This is a genomic window from Rhodanobacter sp. FDAARGOS 1247, from assembly GCF_016889805.1.
Taxonomy (GTDB): Bacteria; Pseudomonadota; Gammaproteobacteria; order Xanthomonadales; family Rhodanobacteraceae; genus Rhodanobacter.
Genome location: NZ_CP069535.1, coordinates 2,966,868 through 2,985,363 on the forward strand (window position 1 = coordinate 2,966,868; position 18,496 = coordinate 2,985,363).

Annotated in this window: 17 protein-coding genes and 1 pseudogene; 6 read left to right on the forward strand and 12 right to left on the reverse strand. The window is 67.6% G+C overall.

The window, feature by feature from the left end:
• Window positions 1-423: 423 nt before the first annotated feature.
• From I6J77_RS13520 to I6J77_RS13555, 8 genes are all read right to left on the reverse strand, one after another.
• Window positions 424-1,731 (reverse strand): DUF58 domain-containing protein, encoded by a 1,308-nt coding sequence (locus I6J77_RS13520; RefSeq protein WP_204111493.1) that lies wholly within the window; start codon window positions 1,729-1,731, stop codon window positions 424-426.
• The gene (locus tag I6J77_RS13525) at window positions 1,731-2,735 is read right to left on the reverse strand and encodes a MoxR family ATPase (RefSeq protein WP_056715747.1); all 1,005 of its coding nucleotides are present in this window, start codon (window positions 2,733-2,735) and stop codon (window positions 1,731-1,733) included. The genes I6J77_RS13520 and I6J77_RS13525 overlap by 1 nt, the downstream gene beginning before the upstream one ends.
• The gene (locus I6J77_RS13530) at window positions 2,732-3,850 is read right to left on the reverse strand and encodes a hypothetical protein (RefSeq protein WP_204109393.1); all 1,119 of its coding nucleotides are present in this window, start codon (window positions 3,848-3,850) and stop codon (window positions 2,732-2,734) included. The genes I6J77_RS13525 and I6J77_RS13530 overlap by 4 nt, the downstream gene beginning before the upstream one ends.
• A complete protein-coding gene (locus I6J77_RS13535; RefSeq protein ID WP_204109394.1) occupies window positions 3,847-5,382 on the reverse strand; it encodes a DUF4129 domain-containing protein in 1,536 nt (511 codons plus the stop codon). The genes I6J77_RS13530 and I6J77_RS13535 overlap by 4 nt, the downstream gene beginning before the upstream one ends.
• Window positions 5,372-6,349 (reverse strand): stage II sporulation protein M, encoded by a 978-nt coding sequence (locus I6J77_RS13540; RefSeq protein WP_007804137.1) that lies wholly within the window; start codon window positions 6,347-6,349, stop codon window positions 5,372-5,374. Before I6J77_RS13540 ends, I6J77_RS13535 begins: the two co-directional genes overlap by 11 nt.
• Window positions 6,346-7,026 carry an RDD family protein gene (locus I6J77_RS13545; RefSeq protein ID WP_056768431.1) on the reverse strand — a complete coding sequence of 227 codons (681 nt, stop codon included), beginning with the start codon at window positions 7,024-7,026 and terminating at the stop codon, window positions 6,346-6,348. Before I6J77_RS13545 ends, I6J77_RS13540 begins: the two co-directional genes overlap by 4 nt.
• Window positions 7,026-7,544, reverse strand: coding sequence for an RDD family protein (locus I6J77_RS13550; RefSeq protein WP_204109395.1), 519 nt, complete (start codon window positions 7,542-7,544; stop codon window positions 7,026-7,028). The genes I6J77_RS13545 and I6J77_RS13550 overlap by 1 nt, the downstream gene beginning before the upstream one ends.
• Window positions 7,545-7,632: 88 nt before the next feature.
• Entirely contained in the window at window positions 7,633-8,100 is a 468-nt protein-coding gene (locus tag I6J77_RS13555; RefSeq protein WP_204109396.1) for an SET domain-containing protein, read from the reverse strand.
• Between the two features lie 192 nt (window positions 8,101-8,292).
• Here I6J77_RS13555 and I6J77_RS13560 point away from each other — a divergent pair, with 192 nt between their 5' ends.
• Together I6J77_RS13560 and I6J77_RS13565 are read left to right on the forward strand one after the other, a co-directional pair.
• Window positions 8,293-8,769 carry a hypothetical protein gene (locus I6J77_RS13560; RefSeq protein ID WP_204109397.1) on the forward strand — a complete coding sequence of 159 codons (477 nt, stop codon included), beginning with the start codon at window positions 8,293-8,295 and terminating at the stop codon, window positions 8,767-8,769.
• Between the two features lie 26 nt (window positions 8,770-8,795).
• A complete protein-coding gene (locus tag I6J77_RS13565; RefSeq protein WP_204109398.1) occupies window positions 8,796-10,586 on the forward strand; it encodes an acyl-CoA dehydrogenase C-terminal domain-containing protein in 1,791 nt (596 codons plus the stop codon).
• A gap of 128 nt (window positions 10,587-10,714) precedes the next feature.
• Here the strand turns inward: I6J77_RS13565 and I6J77_RS13570 are convergent, their stop codons facing one another.
• Window positions 10,715-10,945, reverse strand: a complete 231-nt coding sequence (locus tag I6J77_RS13570; protein ID WP_204109399.1) for a hypothetical protein — start codon at window positions 10,943-10,945, stop codon at window positions 10,715-10,717.
• Between the two features lie 93 nt (window positions 10,946-11,038).
• On the opposite strand from I6J77_RS13570, the gene I6J77_RS13575 reads away from it, so the two are divergent.
• Both I6J77_RS13575 and I6J77_RS13580 read left to right on the forward strand, forming a co-directional pair.
• Window positions 11,039-13,000, forward strand: coding sequence for a CocE/NonD family hydrolase (locus I6J77_RS13575; protein ID WP_204109400.1), 1,962 nt, complete (start codon window positions 11,039-11,041; stop codon window positions 12,998-13,000).
• A gap of 162 nt (window positions 13,001-13,162) precedes the next feature.
• Entirely contained in the window at window positions 13,163-14,167 is a 1,005-nt protein-coding gene (locus tag I6J77_RS13580; protein WP_239308990.1) for a DUF4105 domain-containing protein, read from the forward strand.
• 18 nt (window positions 14,168-14,185) lie between these two features.
• On the opposite strand, the gene I6J77_RS13585 is transcribed toward I6J77_RS13580, so the two are convergent.
• Entirely contained in the window at window positions 14,186-15,625 is a 1,440-nt protein-coding gene (locus tag I6J77_RS13585) for an RNB domain-containing ribonuclease (RefSeq protein ID WP_204109401.1), read from the reverse strand.
• Window positions 15,626-15,779: 154 nt separating this feature from the next.
• On the opposite strand from I6J77_RS13585, the gene I6J77_RS13590 reads away from it, so the two are divergent.
• Entirely contained in the window at window positions 15,780-16,256 is a 477-nt protein-coding gene (locus I6J77_RS13590) for a GNAT family N-acetyltransferase (protein ID WP_056768408.1), read from the forward strand.
• Between the two features lie 65 nt (window positions 16,257-16,321).
• Here I6J77_RS13590 and I6J77_RS13595 read toward each other — a convergent pair whose 3' ends face one another.
• Window positions 16,322-17,104, reverse strand: a complete 783-nt coding sequence (locus I6J77_RS13595) for a SapC family protein (protein WP_239308992.1) — start codon at window positions 17,102-17,104, stop codon at window positions 16,322-16,324.
• Between the two features lie 243 nt (window positions 17,105-17,347).
• On the opposite strand from I6J77_RS13595, the gene I6J77_RS13600 reads away from it, so the two are divergent.
• Window positions 17,348-17,953 (forward strand): HNH endonuclease, encoded by a 606-nt coding sequence (locus I6J77_RS13600; RefSeq protein WP_056715710.1) that lies wholly within the window; start codon window positions 17,348-17,350, stop codon window positions 17,951-17,953.
• A 170-nt stretch (window positions 17,954-18,123) separates the two neighbouring features.
• On the opposite strand, the pseudogene I6J77_RS13605 reads toward I6J77_RS13600, so the two are convergent.
• A pseudogene (locus I6J77_RS13605) lies at window positions 18,124-18,474 on the reverse strand (low affinity iron permease family protein); the annotation flags it as partial.
• Window positions 18,475-18,496 lie beyond the last annotated feature (22 nt).

Sequence of the window (18,496 nt, forward strand, 5' to 3'; positions counted from 1 at the left end):
AAATCATACTGGCGAACATCGCACTCTCAATCTTGGGAGACGACGGCAAGTCGTCTTAGTATCTGACATTTTTCTCAGATGGATACTCACGAGCGACTTGATATCCGATTGACCGCTATCAATTTTCAGACACCCGGCATTTGCTGCGCGCACCAGCGATATCAGCCAAGCCAAGAGCGACGGGTAAATCATCGCCAACTCATATACATCGTGTTTTCCCCTGTGCCCGATGTTGCGTAGCGGGCTGCCAGCTAGAGTGCTCCGCAAATATTTACGATGTCAACCGTAAAGGTGCGCTCTAAAAAAAATGCCGCGGCTCGCGGAATCGAACCGCTTTGTTGGGTAAAGCCCGCATAGTCCGGTGAGCCTCCTTGTCAGATTGCTGATGAAGACGCAGCGCGCAGATGTGCCCCGCCCCACCAATCAGAGCCGACTGCTCCGCTTCAACGCCAGATACCGCTCGATCAGCGCGCCGGACAGTTCCCCGCAGCTGACGTCGAGGGTGTTGACGCCTTCGCGGCGCAGGGATTCGTGTACGCGGTCGCGCTCGGCCAGGTAGTGCATCGCGGCGGCGCTGCGGATGCTGTCTTCGAGTTCTTCGCCCGGCTCGCTGGCGGCGCGGTCCAGCGCCAGTTCGCGCAGGCTGACCAGCATCACCAGGTGGCGTTTGGACAGCATGCCGACCGCGGCGCGCAGTTCCACGTCGTCTTCGTCGCGCACGTTGGTGATCAGCACGACCAGGGCGCGGCGGCGCTGGTGCGCCTGCAGCGCGCTGGCCGCGGCCAGGTAGTCGGTGGCTTCGGGCAGTGCCTGCAGGTCGTAGCCGGCGCCGAGCAGCATGTCCATGCCCAGGCTGCCCTGCTGCGGCGGCAGCCAGCGTTGCTGCTGGCCGGTGCAGGCCAGCATGCCGACCGCGTCGCCCTGGCGCAGTGCGATGCTGGCCAGCGCCAGCGATGCGTTCAGCACGTGATCGAAATGCACCAGCTGGTCGTCCTGCGCCAGCATGCGGCGACCGCAGTCCAGCATCAGCACCACCTGCTGGTTGCGCTCGTCGCGGTACTCGCGCGAGATCAGCCGGCTGCTGCGTGCAGTCGCCTTCCAGTCGATCTTGCGCAGGCTGTCACCGACGCGGTAGTCGCGCAGCTCCTGGAATTCGGTGCCTTCGCCGCGGCGCCGCTGCAGGCGCGCGCCCACGCTGCGCGAGGCCAGCTCCACGCTGAGTCCCGCCAGCTCGGCCAGCGAAGCGAAGTTCGGATACACGCGCACGGTCGACGACGCACCGATCACGCGGCGCGCGGTCCATGCACGCCAGGGCGAGCACAGTTGCACGTGGCAGCCGTCAAAGACGAACTGGCCCCGCGCATCGGGGATGACGCTGTAGTCGAGCAGCAGATCCCGTCCCGGCGGCAGGCGCACGTCGCGCGGCATGCCATGGACCACCCAGCCGCCCGGATGCAGGTCGTGCAGGCGCAAGGCCTGCGTCCGCCGCGTGCCGCCGCGCAGGCGCAGGCTGATCGTGGCCGGTGGACCCAGCGGCATCACCGGCACCACGTCGCGCTGCAGTTCGGGCGAGGGCATCCGGCGCAGGCGCAGGACGTCGACCAAGGCGAACAGCGCGATCACGACAGCGGCGGCCAGCCACGCGGACAGCGGCAGCCAGCCAAGGCTGGCCAGCACGCCGAGCACGATCCAGCCCAGCAGCAACCACAGCAGTAGCGGAGCGGGTCGCATCATTGGCGGGGCGCGGGCACCTTGTGCAGCAGCGCGGCGAGCACGTCGTCGGGCCGCTGCCGCTCGATCAGCGCCTCCGGCGCCAGCACCAGGCGATGGCGCAGCGCCGGCAAGGCCACCGCGCGCACGTCGTCGGGGGTGACGAAATCACGACCGTCGACCGCGGCGTGGGCGCGTGCCAGTCGCGCCAGCGCCAGCCCGCCGCGCGGACCGGCGCCGCCGATCACGCCCGGCCATTCGCGCGTGGTGCGGGCGATGCGCACGGCGTAGTCGGTGACCGCCTCGTCCATGCGGATCGCCGCCACCGCTTTCTGCACCGCCATCAACTGGGCCTGGCTCAGCACCGGGCGCACCTGCGACACGTCGAGGTCGGCGGCGATCTTGCCGTTGACCACGCTGGCCACCATGCGTCGCTCGTCTTCGAGGCCGGGGTAGCCGATGACCACCTTGATCAGGAAGCGATCCAGCTGTGCCTCGGGCAAGGGATAGGTGCCTTCCTGCTCGATCGGATTCTGCGTAGCCACCACCATGAACGGCTCGGGCAGCGCGAAGCGGCGGCCTTCGATGGTGACCTGGCCTTCCTGCATTGATTCGAGCAGGGCGGCCTGGGTCTTCGCCGGCGCGCGGTTGATCTCGTCGGCCAGCAGCAGGTTGGCGAACACCGGGCCGCGACGGATCTGGAAACGCTCGGCCTTGGGATCGTAGATCGCATGGCCGGTGACGTCGGCCGGCATCAGGTCGGGGGTGAACTGCACGCGGCCGAAGGTGCAGCCGACCGACGCGGCCAGTGCACGCACCAGCAAGGTCTTGCCCAGGCCGGGCACGCCTTCGATCAGCACGTGGCCGCTGGCCAGCAGGGCCAGCAGCACCTGGTCGAACACGTCGCCCTGGCCGATGAAGGCGCGGGTGACCTGGCCGCGCAGGGCGCGCGTCTGCTCACCCAGTTCGGCGATCGACAACGGGGCCGGCGGCGTGACCGGAGTAGCGAGGGTTTCGGTAGTCATGGGCGGCTCCTGAGTCGGGCCAGGGTGATGATGGAAGCGCGGAAGGCCTGGGCGTTCGCGGGTGACTGGAAGGCTTGCGCGATCTGCGCGGCGTCGAGCGCGCTGCGCTCGGCCAGGCGGGCGTACAGCGCATCGCCGTTGAGCATGGCGCAGGCCGGATCGCGTCGGCGCAGGCGCGCCAGCACGGTATCGCTGGCCAGCCGGTGCAGGCTGCGGCCGCCGTCGCGGCGATAGACGAACTCGCCGGCGGCGTGCACGTGTTCAAGCAGCGCACGCCGATGCAGCGCCGGCGCGGGCATCAGCGGACCCAGCCGCGCGCTGCGCATCGCCATCCACGCGCCGAGCAGCAGGGCCAGCGCCAGCAGCGCGGGCCAGCCCTTCAGCCAAAGGAATGTCAGGAACGACGGACCGTCCAGCGCGTACACGATGTAGAGCGTCCCGCGCCCCCGATTAGGTTCCAGCAGGCCCCAGGCGAACTGTTGCGCCACCGCCCGCTTCAGCTGGTCGCGCGAGATCGGGGCGAAGCTGGCCAGCAGGCTCACCCTGCCCTTGCCCAGCCGGGTGCGCGCGAACAGGTAGCCGCCTTGCGCATCGCCGATGGAAGCCTCGACCGCGGTGGCGGCGGCACCGGCCAGCAGGAAACGGGCGCCGCACAGGCGCAGCTTGTCGTCGTCCTTGCCGTTTTCCGCATCATCGAAAGCGCTGCACGCATAGTCGCCCGGATGCGGATCGAGCAGGCCCAGCGCATCGAACAACGGCGTGCGCGCACCGCTTGCCGCCCCCGGCGACAGCAGCAGGTGGCCGCCGCCGCGCACCCACGCGGCGATGCGCGCCGCATCGGCGACATCGACCCGGCTGACGTCGTCGCCCAGCAGCAAGGTGTCGCCGGGCTGCAAGGAGAGATGCTTCGGGTCCAGCGTGGTCAGCGAGCGCGCGGGCAGCTCCAGCCGCCGCAGGGTTTCCTGCAGGGCGAAGAAGCGGTTGTAGCGGGCCTCGCCATGCGCGGGCGTGGTTTCGACGACGTCCCGGCGTTCGAACGTGGCGAAGAAGCCGGCCAGCAACAGCAGTACCGCGCCGAGCACGACCAGAACGAGGGTCAGCGTCCGGCGATTCATGCCGGTGCTCCCGCCTGCGCGGGCCAGCCCGTCAGCAGTTGCTCGATGGTGGCGTCATCCGGATAGCGGCCGGCGTAGGCAGCGAACTGCCAGGTGCGCACGATCGCCACCACCCGCTGCGCACGCGCGACATCCTCGATCGCGCCGGCGCGGTGCAGCCAGTCCGACTCGGTCGCATCCTTCGACGGTGGCAGTTGCAGCAGCTGCGCCGTGTGTTCCACGCAGCCGCGATAAAGCAGGGCCAGCGCCTCGCGCCTGCGCTGCGCCTGCCACAGCGCGCGGGTGGCTGCGGCCAGGTCGTCGGGCAGCGGCAGCTCGGCTGCCTCGCCGGGCAACAGGCTGGACGAGGTCATCGCCGCCGGCTCTTCCGGCTCGGCTTGCCAGCGTCCACGCCAGCGCCAGGCAAACCAGCCCAGCGTCACCAGCGCAGCGCCCAGCAGCAGCCACAGCAGGCCCTTGAAGATCGCCGACAGCCACTGGCCCAGCGCGGGGAACGGAATCTCCCGTTGCTGGCGTTCCGCCTGCCACGGATGCTTGAGCCGCCAGCCGCGCGTCGTGTGTTCACCACCGAAGCGCGGGTCGCGATACACCTGTGCGGCCGCTTCGGCGAAGCGCTTTCCGTCGCCGGCCGGCGGCGTGCCGAACACCTTCTCGACGCTGGTGGCGATGGGTTTTTCCGGCGCACCGACGCTTGCCTGTGCACGGGGGCTCGCCTGCGCATGCAGCGAAGGCAGCATGCCCAGGCACAGCAGCACGCCCAGCACCTTGCCCAGCGCCTCGATGCGCGTGCGCATGCGGCGGAACGCCAGGTCGATGTCCCACGCTTCCAGTTGCGTGCGGCGATTGAGATACAGCGCGAAACCGCAGGCCACGTACAGCGGCTCGATCGCGCTCATCGCCAGGTAGGCTACGCCCGCGCCCAGCACGATCCACAGGGAGGAAATGCCCTGCGTCCCGTCACGGAAGAACTCGCCCAACGACAGCGGTCGCCATTCGTGGGGAATCAGCAGCCACGCGAACAGCCAGAAACTGAGGAACAGCACCAGCTCGAACTGCAGGCAGCCGTAGGTCAGCAGGCTGACATCGCCCACGATGCGCTTGCGCAGCACCTTCCAGCGCGCCGAACGCTGCTGCCGCGTAGCGCCTTCGAGCAGGTCCAGCGGCAGGCGCAGGGCGCGACTGCTGTCGATGCGCAACCAGGTCAGCCCGGCCAGCGTGCTGCGCCAGTTCCACTGGCGCTGGCCGCGCAGGGTCTCGCGCCACCCCGGCGCGCGATCGAACACCGCGCGCGACAGCACGTACAGCGGCACCCGGTCGAACAGCGGCTTCAGCCACCACACCAGCACCCAGCCCAGCCACGGCAGGTCGAGCAGCAGGCCCAGCGCATTGCACAGCACGAACGCCGGCAGGGTGAAGGCGAACCACGCCGACCACACCGCGCGCGCGTTGGCGCGCAGCATGGCGGCACCAAGATCGACCGCCTCGCGCGTCACGCGCGGGCGCAGCACCACGCTGATCCGTTCAAGCTCCATGCCTGCCCGCCCTGCCGCCACGCCACAACCAGCCAAGCACCAGCACCCACAACACGGCGGCGCTGCCGAACTTCACCGCATCGGACAGGCTGGCGATCGACGACCAGTACGCCTCGACGAAGGCCGCCACCACCAGCATCGCAAACGCGCCCAGGGCCAGCTGCGCCCCGATCCAGCCGGCCGCGACCAGGGCCGGTCCGCGGCGCTGGCGACCCGGTGACAGCAGGGTCAGCCCCAGCCGCAGGCCCGCACCGCCGGCGATCACCAGCGCGGTCAGCTCGAAGGCGGAATGGGCGGCGACAAAACGCCAGAACGGACCGCCATAACCGATCGCGGTGAGGTGCCCGGCGACGCCGCCGATCAGCAGGCCGTTGGCGCCCAGCACGTAGATCGCGCCGACGCCGAAGACCAGGCCCGAGGCGAACGAGCGAAACGCGATGCTGACGTTGTTCATCACGTAGAAGCCGAACATGTGCAGGTCGGTGCCGCTGCTGCGGCCGATCTGCGCGTTGGCGGGGTCGTACATCTTCTCGAACTGCGCCAGTTGCGCGCTGCTGAAGACCGTGTGCGCCAGCTCAGGGCGCAGCTGCATCAGCACCAGCGTGACCAGCGCCGGCACGTAGAACAGCACCGCCGCCGCCAGCATGCAGCGCCATTGCGCCCGCACCAGCCGCGGAAAGCCGGCGACCAGGAACGCGATGACGCGATGCCAGCGCGGTGCCGGCGGCTGGTACAGCACGCGATGCCCCTGCTGCACGATGCGCTGCAGGCGCTCGGTGACTTCATGGCTGTAGCCGCGACCGCGGGCCAGCGCCAGGTGATGGCAGATGCGTCGATACGACGCGGGAAAATCCAGCGCCTGTTCCTGCCGCAGGGTGCGTTTCGCCTGCCGGTCCAGCGCATTCAGCCACGACTGCAGGTGGTCCCACTCGCGGCTGTGCAGGGCGACGAAGCGTTCCTGTTTCATGCCCGCCCCAGCAGCCAGTTGGCGTGCGCCACCAGCTGGCGGATCGCCCCGGTGTCGCGCTGCCCGGTCAGCGGCGTCAGCAGGTTGGCCAGTTCTTCCTGGCGCTGCACGGTGAGCTGGCCGGCGCGCTCGGCGAACTCGACCAGCGCGGCCTGCTCGTCGCTGGCCAGCACCAGCGGCAGCGGCACGGCGGTCAACGCGGGAATTTCCTGGCCGGCAGGAAGGTCCGCGACGTGGATCACCATGGTGCCGGCCACGATGTCGCCGAGGCGCCGCGCATGCGGGTCGATCAGGGTGCAGGCCAGGCCCACGCCGTAGACGCCCGGCAGTGCATCCACCACCCGCAGCAGGTTGCGCACCACCGACGGCAGCCAGGTCACCGGCGTGCCGTCGGCATTGACCACGCGCAGGCCCAGTGCGCGCTTGCCGAACGTCTGCCCGCCCAGCCACACCTCGCACACCACCGAGTAGCCCCACAGCAACGCGAACATCACCAGCATCGCCAGCCCGTTGCCGCCCTTGCCGAAGGCCGCCAGCGGGATCAACGCCACGAAGAAGATCGCCAAGCGCAGCAGCAGGTCGACCATCCACGCCTGCGCGCGGGGCAGCGCGCCGGCCGCACGCAGGCGCAACGAGACGCCTTCCGGCGTCTCGATCTCGCGGACGGTATCGATCATCAAGCGTCGACGACGATGGTGTCGGCAATCAGGTCGTGCAGGCAGCGCTTTTCCTTGCCGAAGATCAGCAGCGGATCGATCAGGTTGACCGCCTTGCCGACGAACGGAATCATGCCCAGGATCAGCACCGGCACCACCCGCAGGAAAATGTAGCGCCCCAGGCCGATCGGGCTGCCGTCGGTGCGCACCACCGCGATATCCACCGCGCGCTTGCCGATGGTCTGGCCGCTCCGGTGCAGCATCAGGCAATTCACCACGATGATGGTGATCATCAGGGCCAGGCCCAGCAGCATCAGGGCGATCATCGGCCCGGCGGGCTTGATCCCCTTCCTGACGTCCAGTGCCATGTAACCGGCCCAGAACACCGGCGCCAGCCAGATCAGGCTGACCACGCCATCCAGCAAGGCGGCACCCAGACGCTTGCCACGCCCGGCCTTGCGGTTCTCCAGGTCATACGCGTCCCACGCGCTTGCATCGTCGACCACGGCCGCCGGTGCGGCGTACGGATTGTTTTCCATCGAGTCCTTCCCCTTGCTGCTTGTCCATGTTGCCCTCCCCCATGGCGGGCAACTTCCATGGAGTATAAAAGGCGGTTTCCGCGCTTGCCTACCGCTTCGGCTTGAGCAGCGTGCCGGTGCACTTCGGCGAACCGCACAGGCACTTCCACAGCTTTTTCAGGCGCGCGGTATGCGGCACCTCGAGCACGATGCCGTAGTCGTAGGTGAGTTCCTCGCCCGGCTTGATGTTGCGGATCGCCTCGATCACCACCTTGTCGCGGCGCGGGTCGCCGCTGGCGCTTTCCTCGACCAGCGCCCGGCAGTTCGGCGCACAGCTGTGGTTGATCCAGCGGGCGCTGTTGCCTTGCTGGTTGGCGTCGATGATGTAGTCGTCGTTGAGCGTGAACAAGAAGGTATGGCCGGTCTCGCCGCCGTCGCCGTACAGGTCGTCGGCCTCGGCATGGGTGATCAGCCGGCCCTTGTACTCGATGATTTCCTCACCCTTGCCGATCGGAGCGGTGGCGAACACGCCATTGCCGTGGATCGGCGAGCGGCGTGCGATAAAACGTCGTGACATGCGGTGCAACCCCAGCGCTGGAGACAAGTCGTCGATGATGCCTGTTTGCGGATGAGCGCGAAACCGGGCGGGCGGGACGGGCTTTCGCGGGACGCCGCGGCGAGGCGATGACGATGTTCGACGCCGCCACTGGCCAGTTGCCCCCCAAACGCGGTTAGAATCGACTTTCAAACGATCGTTTGGAGAACGGCAATGCGTCTGTTGCGCTGGATCATCCCCGTCCTGCTGCTGGGCCTGGCTGCCTGCGGCCCGGCCAGGAAGAGCGTGTTCCCGCCCAGCGTGAACATCCAGCAACTGGTGGTGCTGCCCAGCGGCCAGTGGCAGCTGACCGTGCGCATCCAGAACAACAGCTACGCCGGCATGAAGTTCAGCTCAATCGACGGCCAGTTGCAGATCGCCGAACTGGTGCCGGTGCGCCTGCATGCGAACTTCGACCTCGACATCCCCGAACTGGCCGGCGACGTGGTCCGCATCGACGTGCTGCCCACCAGCGCGATGAGCCAGGCGCTCGCGGCCATTGCCGGCAAGGGCAGCGCAGGTTCGCTGGCCTATCGCGTCAGCGGCAGCACCAACGCCAAACCCGAGCAGGAAGACAAGCCGCGCTCGTTCGACTTCAACGGCAGCGACTGGATCTCGGCGGTGCCGGGCATCGCCAACACGTATCGCTGATCACCCCATTCAACGAAGGAACCACCATGACCGCTTACAAGGCTCCCCTCGACGACCTGCGCTTCGCCCTGTTTGATGTACTGGGCGCCGAGTCGACCCTGACCTCGCTGCAGGGCGGCGAAGCCCACACCCGCGACCTGTTCGACGCGGTGCTGGAGGAAGCCGGCCGGCTCAGCGAACAACTGCTGGCGCCGACGAATGGTCCGGCCGACGCCGAGGGCTGCCACTACGACAAGGCCACCCAGACGGTGACCACACCGAAGTCGTTCAAGGAAGCGTTCAAGGCGTTCGCCGAAGGCGGCTGGACCGGCCTGACCAATCCGGAGACCTACGGCGGCCAAGCCCTGCCCGGCGTGCTGGGCACCGCCACCACCGAGATCTTCCAGTCCGGCAACCTGGCCTGGAGCCTGTATCCGCTGCTGTCCGAGGGCGCCACCCACGCGATGGAAATGCACGGCGAGGAATGGCAGCGCGAGCGTTTCATGAAGCCGATCGTCGAAGGCCGCTGGACCGGCACCATGTGCCTCACCGAACCGCAGGCCGGCTCCGACCTCGGCCTGCTGAAGACCCGCGCCGAACCGGCCGCGGCGGACGCGGACGGCCATGCCGTCTACAAGATCAGCGGCACCAAGATCTTCATCAGCGCCGGCGAACACGACCTCACCGAGAACATCGTGCACCTGGTGCTGGCGCGCCTGCCCGACGCGCCGGAAGGCAGCCGCGGCATCTCGATGTTCATCGTGCCGAAGTTCAAGCTCAACGCTGACGGCACGCCGGGGATGCGCAACACCGTGGCCGCCGGCGCGATCGAGCACAAGATGGGTATCCACGCCTGCTCCACCTGCGTGATGAACTTCGACGGTGCCGAGGGCTACCTGATCGGCAAGCCGCACAAGGGCCTGGCCGCGATGTTCACCATGATGAATGCGGCGCGCCTTTCGGTCGGTGTGCAGGGCCTGGCATTGGCCGAGCGTGCGCTGCAGAACAGCCTCAACTACGCCCGCGAACGCCTGCAGTCGCGCTCGCTGTCGGGCGCGAAGTTCCCCGACAAGCCGGCCGACAACCTGCTGGTGCAGCCGGACGTGCGCCGCATGCTGCTGACCCAGCGCGCCTTCGTCGAAGGCTCGCGCGCGCTGGTGCTGTACACCGCGCTGCAGACCGACATCGAACATCGCGCCACCGACGAAGCGGCGCGGCAGAAGGCCGGCGAACTGGTCGCCTTCCTGATCCCGATCGCCAAGGGCATGACCACCGAGCTGGCGCAGGAGTGCACCAAGGAAGCGCTGCAGATCTACGGCGGCCACGGCTACATCGCCGAGAACGGCATGGAACAGTTCGTCCGCGACGCCCGCATCATCACCCTGTACGAAGGCACCACCGGCATCCAGGCCGCCGACCTGCTGGGCCGCAAAATCCTCCAGTTGCAGGGCGTGGGTGCGAAGCATTTCCTGCAGGAGATCAGCGCGTTCTGCCAGCAGCACAGTGCCGATGCCGCGCTGCGCAACCTGATCGGGCCGCTGGCCGTCGCCACCAGGGAGTGGAGCGACCTCACCGTGAGCCTGGCCCAGCGGGTGGCGGCCAACCCGGAGGAACTCGGCGCCGCGGCGACCGACTACCTGTACTACTCCGGCTACGTCACCCTCGCCTACCTGTGGGCGCGCAGCGTGGTGGCCACCGAGGCCGGCAATCAATCCGCCGCGTTCAAGCAGGCCAAGCGCGACACCGCCGCGTTCTACTTCGCCCGCATCCTGCCGCGCACGCTGATGCACAAGGCGGCGATCGAAGCCGGCGTGGACACGCTGCCCGCGATCGCCTGATCCATCGCAGGCAGTTCAACGACAAGGCCCGGGGCGATCCCGGGCTTTTGTCTGTCCGGGGCCGACTTCTCAGAAGTGACCGGATGTGCCCATCCGGGTCAGCTTCTGCTATGCAAGGCCAGCGGGGATCAGACGCCGTCGCCCGCGACGCCGTACATGCGCACGTACTGCCTGATCCAGTCCTCGTGGGCCTCGGCGGCCTGCAGCAACTCCAGCGCCAGCGCTGCCTGGGCCGCGGCGATGTGCGACGGGCTGCGCGCAGGCCTCGGCGGCGCCTTGGCCACGTGCAATACCGGCACCTCGGCCGTGGCTGCGTCGCTGTCCAGCAGGTAGCTGATGTCGTAGGCATGGTCGCTCATGCCCGGACTGAAGCAACAGTCTTGCCAACTTTCCGGTCGCGATGTGGCGGCGGTGGGTTTACTCTGACGGACATTGACCCCTGGGGATTCATCATGACGTCGAATCGGTTCGCTGCGGGCATTCGGCCCGCCCTTTTTGCCATGCTGCTCACCGCGACTGGCCTGCTGCAGGCCACCGATACGGCGCAGGCGAAATACCCGAACTACCCCAGCGAGACCCCCGCGAAATTCGTGCCGGCCACCGCCAGCTTCGACTACGAGCGGCGCGACGTGATGGTGCCGATGCGCGACGGGGTCAAGCTGCACACCGTGATCCTGGTGCCCAAGGGTGCCCATCACGCCGGCATCCTGCTGACCCGCACCCCGTACGACGCGAACGCGCTGACCAACCTCAGCATGAGCGGCCACCTCGGGCCGGCCCTGCAGGGCTACGACAACGTGGCCGACATCATCGTCGAGGACGGCTACATCCGCGTGGTGCAGGACGTGCGCGGCAAGTACGGCTCCGAAGGCGACTACGTGATGAACCGGCCGCTGCACGGCCCGCAGAATCCCACTCCGGTCGACGACGCCACCGACACGTACGACACCATCGACTGGCTGGTGAAGAACATCCCCGAGTCGAACGGCAAGGTCGGCACGCTGGGCATTTCCTACGACGGCTTCGAGCCCCTGATGGCGCTGTTCAACCCGCACCCGGCGCTGAAGGTGTCGGTACCGATGAACCCGATGGTCGACGGCTGGATGGGCGACGACTGGTTCCACAACGGCGCGTTCCGCCAGCAGAACCTGGCCTACATCTACGAGCAGGTCGGCAGCCGCGACAACTCGATCAAGTGGTGGACGAACTACCACGACGACTACGACCTGTTCATGCATTACGGCTCCGCCGGCGCGCTGGCCGATGCCTACGGCATGCGCCAGCTCGGTTTCTGGAACAAGCTGCTGGCGCACCCGGCCTACGACAGCTTCTGGAGCGACCAGGCGGTCGACAAGCTGCTCGCCGCGCAGCCGTTGAAGGTGCCGGTGATGCTGGTGCACAGCCTGTGGGACCAGGAAGACATCTACGGCGCACAAGCCGTGTACCGCGCGATCAAGCCGAAGGACGCCGGCGGCAACATGGTCAAGCTGGTGATGGGCCCGTGGAATCATGGGCAGGAAATCGGGGAAGGCAGCTCGCTGAGCGCGATCCGCTTCGGCAGCGACACCGCGAAGTATTTCCGCGAGAAGATCCTGCGCCCGTACCTGGCGCAATACCTGAAGGACGGCGCGCCGAAGGCCGACACCGCCGCCGTCACCGCCTACCAGACCGGCAGCAACCAGTGGCAGCGACTGGATCGCTGGCCGCTGGCTTGCGCCGATGGCTGCCCCACGAAAAGCCGCCCGCTGTACCTGGAACCCGGCAGCAAGCTCGGCTTCAACGCACCCGCCGCGGGCGCCGCCTACGACGAATACGTATCCGATCCCGCGCACCCGGTGCCGTTCCGCGCCCGTCCGATCCAGCCGATCGGCTACGGCACCTTCACCTGGCCGCAGTGGCTGGTCGACGACCAGCGCGAGGCGTCCGGCCGCACGGACGTGCTCAGTTACGTCAGCGACGTACTCACCGCGCCGCTGACCATCAGCGGCGCGCCCGAGGTGAACCTGGTCGCCTCGACCAGCGGCACCGACAGCGACTGGGTGGTCAAGCTGATTGACGTCTACCCCGACCAGGTGGCCTACGAACCGGAGATGGGCGGCTACCAGCTCGCCGTGGCGATGGACATCTTCCGCGGCCGCTACCGTGAGGGCTTCACCGAGGCGAAGCCGCTCGCCGCCAACCAGCCGCTGTCCTACCGCTTCGCCCTGCCTTCGGCCAACCACGTGTTCCTGCCCGGCCACCGCATCATGGTGCAGGTGCAATCGAGCTGGTTCCCGCTGTACGACCGCAACCCGCAGACCTTCGTGCCGAACATCTTGCTGGCCAGGCCGGCGGATTACGTGAAGGCGACGCAGCGCGTGTACCACGCTCCGACGCAGGCGAGCTTCATCGCGCTGCCGGTGGTGGGCGGCTGACGCGCACAGACTGCGCATCGGACATTCAGGTTCGGCGCGCCGCAGTTCTCCCGGGGTCGGCGAGGAAGGCAGGCCCTACGGCTTTCTTTTTTCGCCAGTCCGGGTGGCTACGGTCGCTGCATGCCGTTCGCGCTGGCGAATCCTGCCCTGGCACGAGACGTGATGAAGCAGAGAATCAGGATGATCGCGCGGATGCTGCTGTTCGGCCTGCTCGCCCTGGCCAGCCTGGGTTCGGGCGCGTGGGGCGCGCTGGCGCTGTGGTACCAGCTGCCGGGCGGCACCGTGGTGAAGATCCTCGGCAGCGTGACCTGGTCGCTGGTGGTGATCGTGCTGGCAGGTGTCGCGGTCAGCCGCCGCAGCTGGCTTCCGCCGGGAATCTACCTGGTGCTGTACGCGTTGCTGCTGCTCTGGTGGAGCGGCATTGCACCATCCAATCTGCGCGACTGGGCCGACGACGTCTCGCGCCCGCTCACGGGCCGCATCGAGGGCAACCAGGTCGTGCTGGACAACGTGCGCGACTTCGCCTGGCGCGCCGACACCGACTACGACGCGCATTGGGAAACCCGTCGCTACGACCTCGACCACCTCGTCACCGCCGACGCCGTGCTGTCGTACTGGGGCAGCCAGGCGATCGCCCACGCAATGATCTCGTTCGGCTTCGACGACGGTCGCCACGTGGTGTTCTCGGTGGAGATCCGCCGCGAACGGGGCGAGCAGTATTCGGCGATCGGCGGCTTCTTCAAACAGTTCGAGACCACCCTGGTGGCGGCCGACGAACACGACATCATCCGTGTGCGCACCAACGTGCGCGGCGAAGACGACTACCTGTACCCGCTGCGCATGGGCAAGCCCGCGATGCGTGCGCTGTTCCTGTCCTACGTGCACGCCGCCAACCGGCTGGCGACGACGCCGGCGTTCTACAACACGCTCACCTCCAACTGCACCACGATCGTCTACCACATGGCCCGCCAGATCGAGCCGCGCCTGCCGTGGGATTTCCGCCTGCTGTTCACCGGCTACCTGCCGGAATACCTGCACGAGGTGGGCGCGGTGGATCGCAGCGTGACGGTGGACGTCCTGCGCGAACGCAGCCGGATCACCGACCGGGCGAGAGGCACGCGGGCGACGGACGACTTCTCGCGGGCCATCCGCGAACGCGCGCCGTGATCGACTCGGGAGCCTTGCTCAGCTGCCCAGCGCGAAGCGCGTCACCCGCCGGACCGGGTCGGCCTCGACCAGGCTCACCCGGACGTCAGCTCCCAGCGGCAAGGCGGCGCTGCCGGACACACTGGCCTCGATCGCCGGCTCGCGCACGATCACCGTGCCCTTGCGCGGATCGTCGCGGGCCACTTCGACGATCGCCCCGGGGAACACTTCGCCCACCCGCGGCGCCAGCACCACGGCTTCGGCCAGGTTGAGCACGGCGCTTTCGTACTGGCCGGCGCGATGGCCGGAGGTCTGCATCGTGGCCGGCAGATCTGGCAGCGCGGCCAGCGCCCATGCCGGTACCGGCTGCTTCGCGCACAGCGCTACGCAGATCTCGCCGCTGTAGCGGTCGACCAGCCGCCGCAGCGGCGCGGTGGCGTGGGCATACTGCGCGGCCAGCGCCGAGTGCATCGACTGTCCGGGCAGGGTGCCGTTGAACGCGGCGTAGCCGGCGCCCCGCAGCACGCTGGTGCAGGCGGTGAGCATCGCCACGTGCACGTCGCTGGCAGGGTCCAGCGAGCGGATGAAACCGGGATAGTCCAGCGCGTCGGGCCAGTCGATGGCCAGTGCCCGCGCCGTGATGCGCAGCCGCGCGATCGCGTGCGGATCGGGCGGCGGCAACGTGCGCAGGATGCCCACCTTGGCCTGCACCATCAGGTAGGCCGCCGCCATGCCGGTCAGCAGCGAGATCTGCTCGTTCCAATCCTCCACCGCCAGGCGACCGCGGAAGGCCAGCTTCCACTGCCCGTCTTCCACGCTGACTTCCTGTTCCGGCAGCGGCAGGCTCACGCCGCCCCGCGATACCTCGCGCTGCCGACGCAGTTCGCCGATCTCGCGCAGCACCGCCCACATCGGGTCGGCCGCACCGGCGTCGATCTGTCGCTGCACGCCTTCGTAGTCGAGCCTGGCCCGACTGCGCACCTTCGCGCGACGCACGTCGACGGCGATGCCTTCGCCGGTGTGATCCAGCTCGATCGTCCACAACAGCGCGGGACGCAGCTGGTCCGGCAGCAGCGAGGCCGCATCCTCGGACAGCACCTTCGGGTGTAGCGGAATCTTGCTCTCCGCCCCGTACAGGGTCTCGCCGCGCCGATGCGCTTCCAGGTCGATCGGATCGCCCGCGCTGACGAAGGCCGCGACATCGGCAATCGCATAGTGCACGCGGTAGCCGCCGTCGGTGCGCTCCACATGCATTGCCTGGTCCAGGTCCATCGCACCGGCGGGGTCGATGGTGACCAGGGCGATCTCGCTGCGATCGAGCTCGGGCCAGCGGGGGTTCGCCGCCGCCGCGCTGGCCGCCGCCTCGACCTCCGGCGGAAACGCCGACGGCAGTTTCAGGTCGTCCCGGATGTCGCGCATGCCCTGGGCAAGAGCCGGATCAGCGGATGACCGGATGTGGATGCGGCGGGTGGTCGACATGGATGACGCTCCTGCGTGGCGGTTTCGACATCGACGGATGAAGTCCGTGACGACGGGCATTCCCCGCAAGATATACCCATGCCCGGCGGGACTACCACGGCGACGATCCAGGGTGTAGAAACGGCAAGTCCCGTCCTGCCCGCGATCGACTCCCATGAGCGACTCCACCCTGATGATCCGTCTGGCCGAAGAAGAGGACGATGACTTCATCCTCGAACAGGTGCCGCGATTCACGGATTTCACGCTGCCGCCGTGGCGACGCCGCCACGAATGCATCGAGGGCATCCGCAATGACCTGCTGCGCCATCTGGAAGACCAGCCACCGAACAGCTACCTGTTCGTGGCCGAGGACACCGATGGCGAACGCGCCGGCTTCATCCACCTGCAGCGCACCACCGATTTCTTCACCGGACGCAGCAACTGCCATGTCTCGGATATCGCGGTGGCGCCATCGCACGAGGGGCGCGGCGTGGGCAAGCTGTTGCTCGCGCATGCCGAGGCCTGGGCCAGCGAACACCAGTGCCAGCTGGTGACGCTGGCGGTGTTTCCGGGCAACGAACGCGCCCGCGCCCTGTACGAAGCGGCCGGCTACGCCACCGACCTGCTGCGGCTGGCCAAGCCGGTGCGCTGAGCACGCATGCGAAGAAGCCGCCCGCAGGCGGCTTCTTCATGATCCGGCGCTGATTGCAGCGATGATCAGTTGGTGGTCTTGCCCGCGGCTTCCTCGGCCTGCTCGCGCACGTCGAGGCGATGGGCGAGGCGGTCGATGTTGGTCAGCGACAGCAGGTGGGCATAGGCCCAGCCGAGCACGCCTTCGCGCAGGAATTCGTGGGTGGTCTTCTCGTCCAGCGCGCGCAGTTTTTCCTCGTTGACCACGAACAGGCCATTGAGGTTGATCGACTTGCCCTGGGCGCCGTCCTTGCCCTGCTTCTGCAGCTGCACGTTGCGCGGCTCCAGCAGCTCATGCTTGTTGAGCTGCTGCATGAACCAGCGCGTGCGCGCCACGTTCTGCTGGAAGTCTCCCAGGAAACCCACGGCATTGGTCAACAGTTCCGTATCGGTGCCGTCTTCCTTGAACAGACGTTCGCCTTCGGTGGTGTTGAAGCCTTCGTACTTCTCGTCGAGGAACACGGTGAAGTCATCGCCTTCCTGGCCGGCCGGCTTCTCGGCCAGCACGAACGGATAGCGACGCACGAATGCGGGGACGTAGGTGTCCGGCGCCCAATGACCTTCGGCGTCGACATAGAGGTTTTCGTTCTGGCGCAGGCCCAGCAGGGCGACCGGGCCGGCGTCGGCGACGCTGGAACCGGCAAACACGATCAGCATGTCGCGCGCGGCAAGGCCGAACTCCACGCCGGTCAGCGGCACCGAATGGGCATTCATGGCGAACTTGACGTTCGGCACGACCTTCATGCGCAGATCTTTGTGTTCATTGCGGTTCAGCGGAACCGGATTCTCGTAGAACAGAACTTCAGCCACGTTGTTCACCTCTGCCCATCGCCGTGCCGGGTCACCACCAAGCGCCCCTACCAAACCCGGCGTAGGGTCTGTGTTGACTGGCGATCATAACAGTGCTGCGGGCGTCCGGGCGACTGCCCCCGGGAAGGCGCTGGCGGAGGCCAAGCATGCGGATTGCAACGAAATTGTTCTATGCTGGCCGCAGACTGGCTGCACGCATTGCCTGAACGATCTTTCGACGCCCCTGGCTGAAGGATGATTTACATGCTGATGGAAGTGCCAAGTCGCGCCGATATCAACGCGACGCGCGTATTGTCGCTGGACGCCGCCGGCCGCATCCTCGACTGGATCAGCTGGCAGGAGGCGGTTTGCCTGTATGTCCGCGATGCGGTGGCCTGGACGCTTGGCGACCCCTGCCTCACCGTCCACGGCGGCCACAATCGGCTGCTGGGGGCGCAAAGCCTGCTGCAACTCCATCCGATCATCGCCAGCACCGGCCGCTGCCGCGAGCACGCGATTGATCCAGCCCCGGCGCTGACCAACACCGCGCTGTTCGCCCGCGACCGGCACATCTGCCTGTACTGCGGCGAGCATTTCAGCCGCGCCGACCTCACCCGCGACCACGTCATGCCCATATCCAGGCAGGGCAAGGACGAGTGGGAGAACGTGGTCAGCGCCTGCCTGGCCTGCAACCTGAAGAAGAGCAACCGCACCCCGCAGCAGGCCAACATGCCGTTGCTGGCGGTACCGTACCGGCCGAGCTGGGTCGAACACCTGATCCTGTCCAATCGCAACATCCTGGCCGACCAGATGGAATTCCTGGTCAGCCGGCTGCCCCGTGACCGGCGTGCCATCGCGGAATACGCCTAGCCTTTCGCCGCGGCTTCACCCTTGGCCTCGCTCTCGCAGGCGCGCGTGGCGCGATTTTCCTTCAGCTCCCGATCGATCTCCCTGACCTCTTCGCAGGCCTCGCCGGCCTCCTCCCGCTTTTCAGCCTGCCGGTCGGCGCCTTCGCGACGGGCCTGCTGTTCGCGCTGGCTGGCCAGCTTGCGATAGTTCTCGCGAATGCGCTCCAGCGTTTCCTCGTCGACATCCTCAAGGTCGAGCAGGCTGTTGTGGGCCGCCGTGGCGCGGATCAGTTCATCCAGCTTGATCTGCAGCGCCGCGCTGTCGCGGTTCTGGCTGTTCTGGATCAGGAACACCATCAGGAAGGTGATGATCGTGGTGCCGGTGTTGATCACCAGCTGCCAGGTGTCGCCAAAATCGAACAAGGGCCCGCTGGCGGCCCAGATCACCACGATCAGCGCGGCGCACAGGAAGGTTGCCGGCCGACCGGAATGGCGGGCGGTGGCTTCCGCAAAACGACGAAAGGACTGCGAGAGACTGGCCATGGAGCGACTTTCCGAAGGGAAC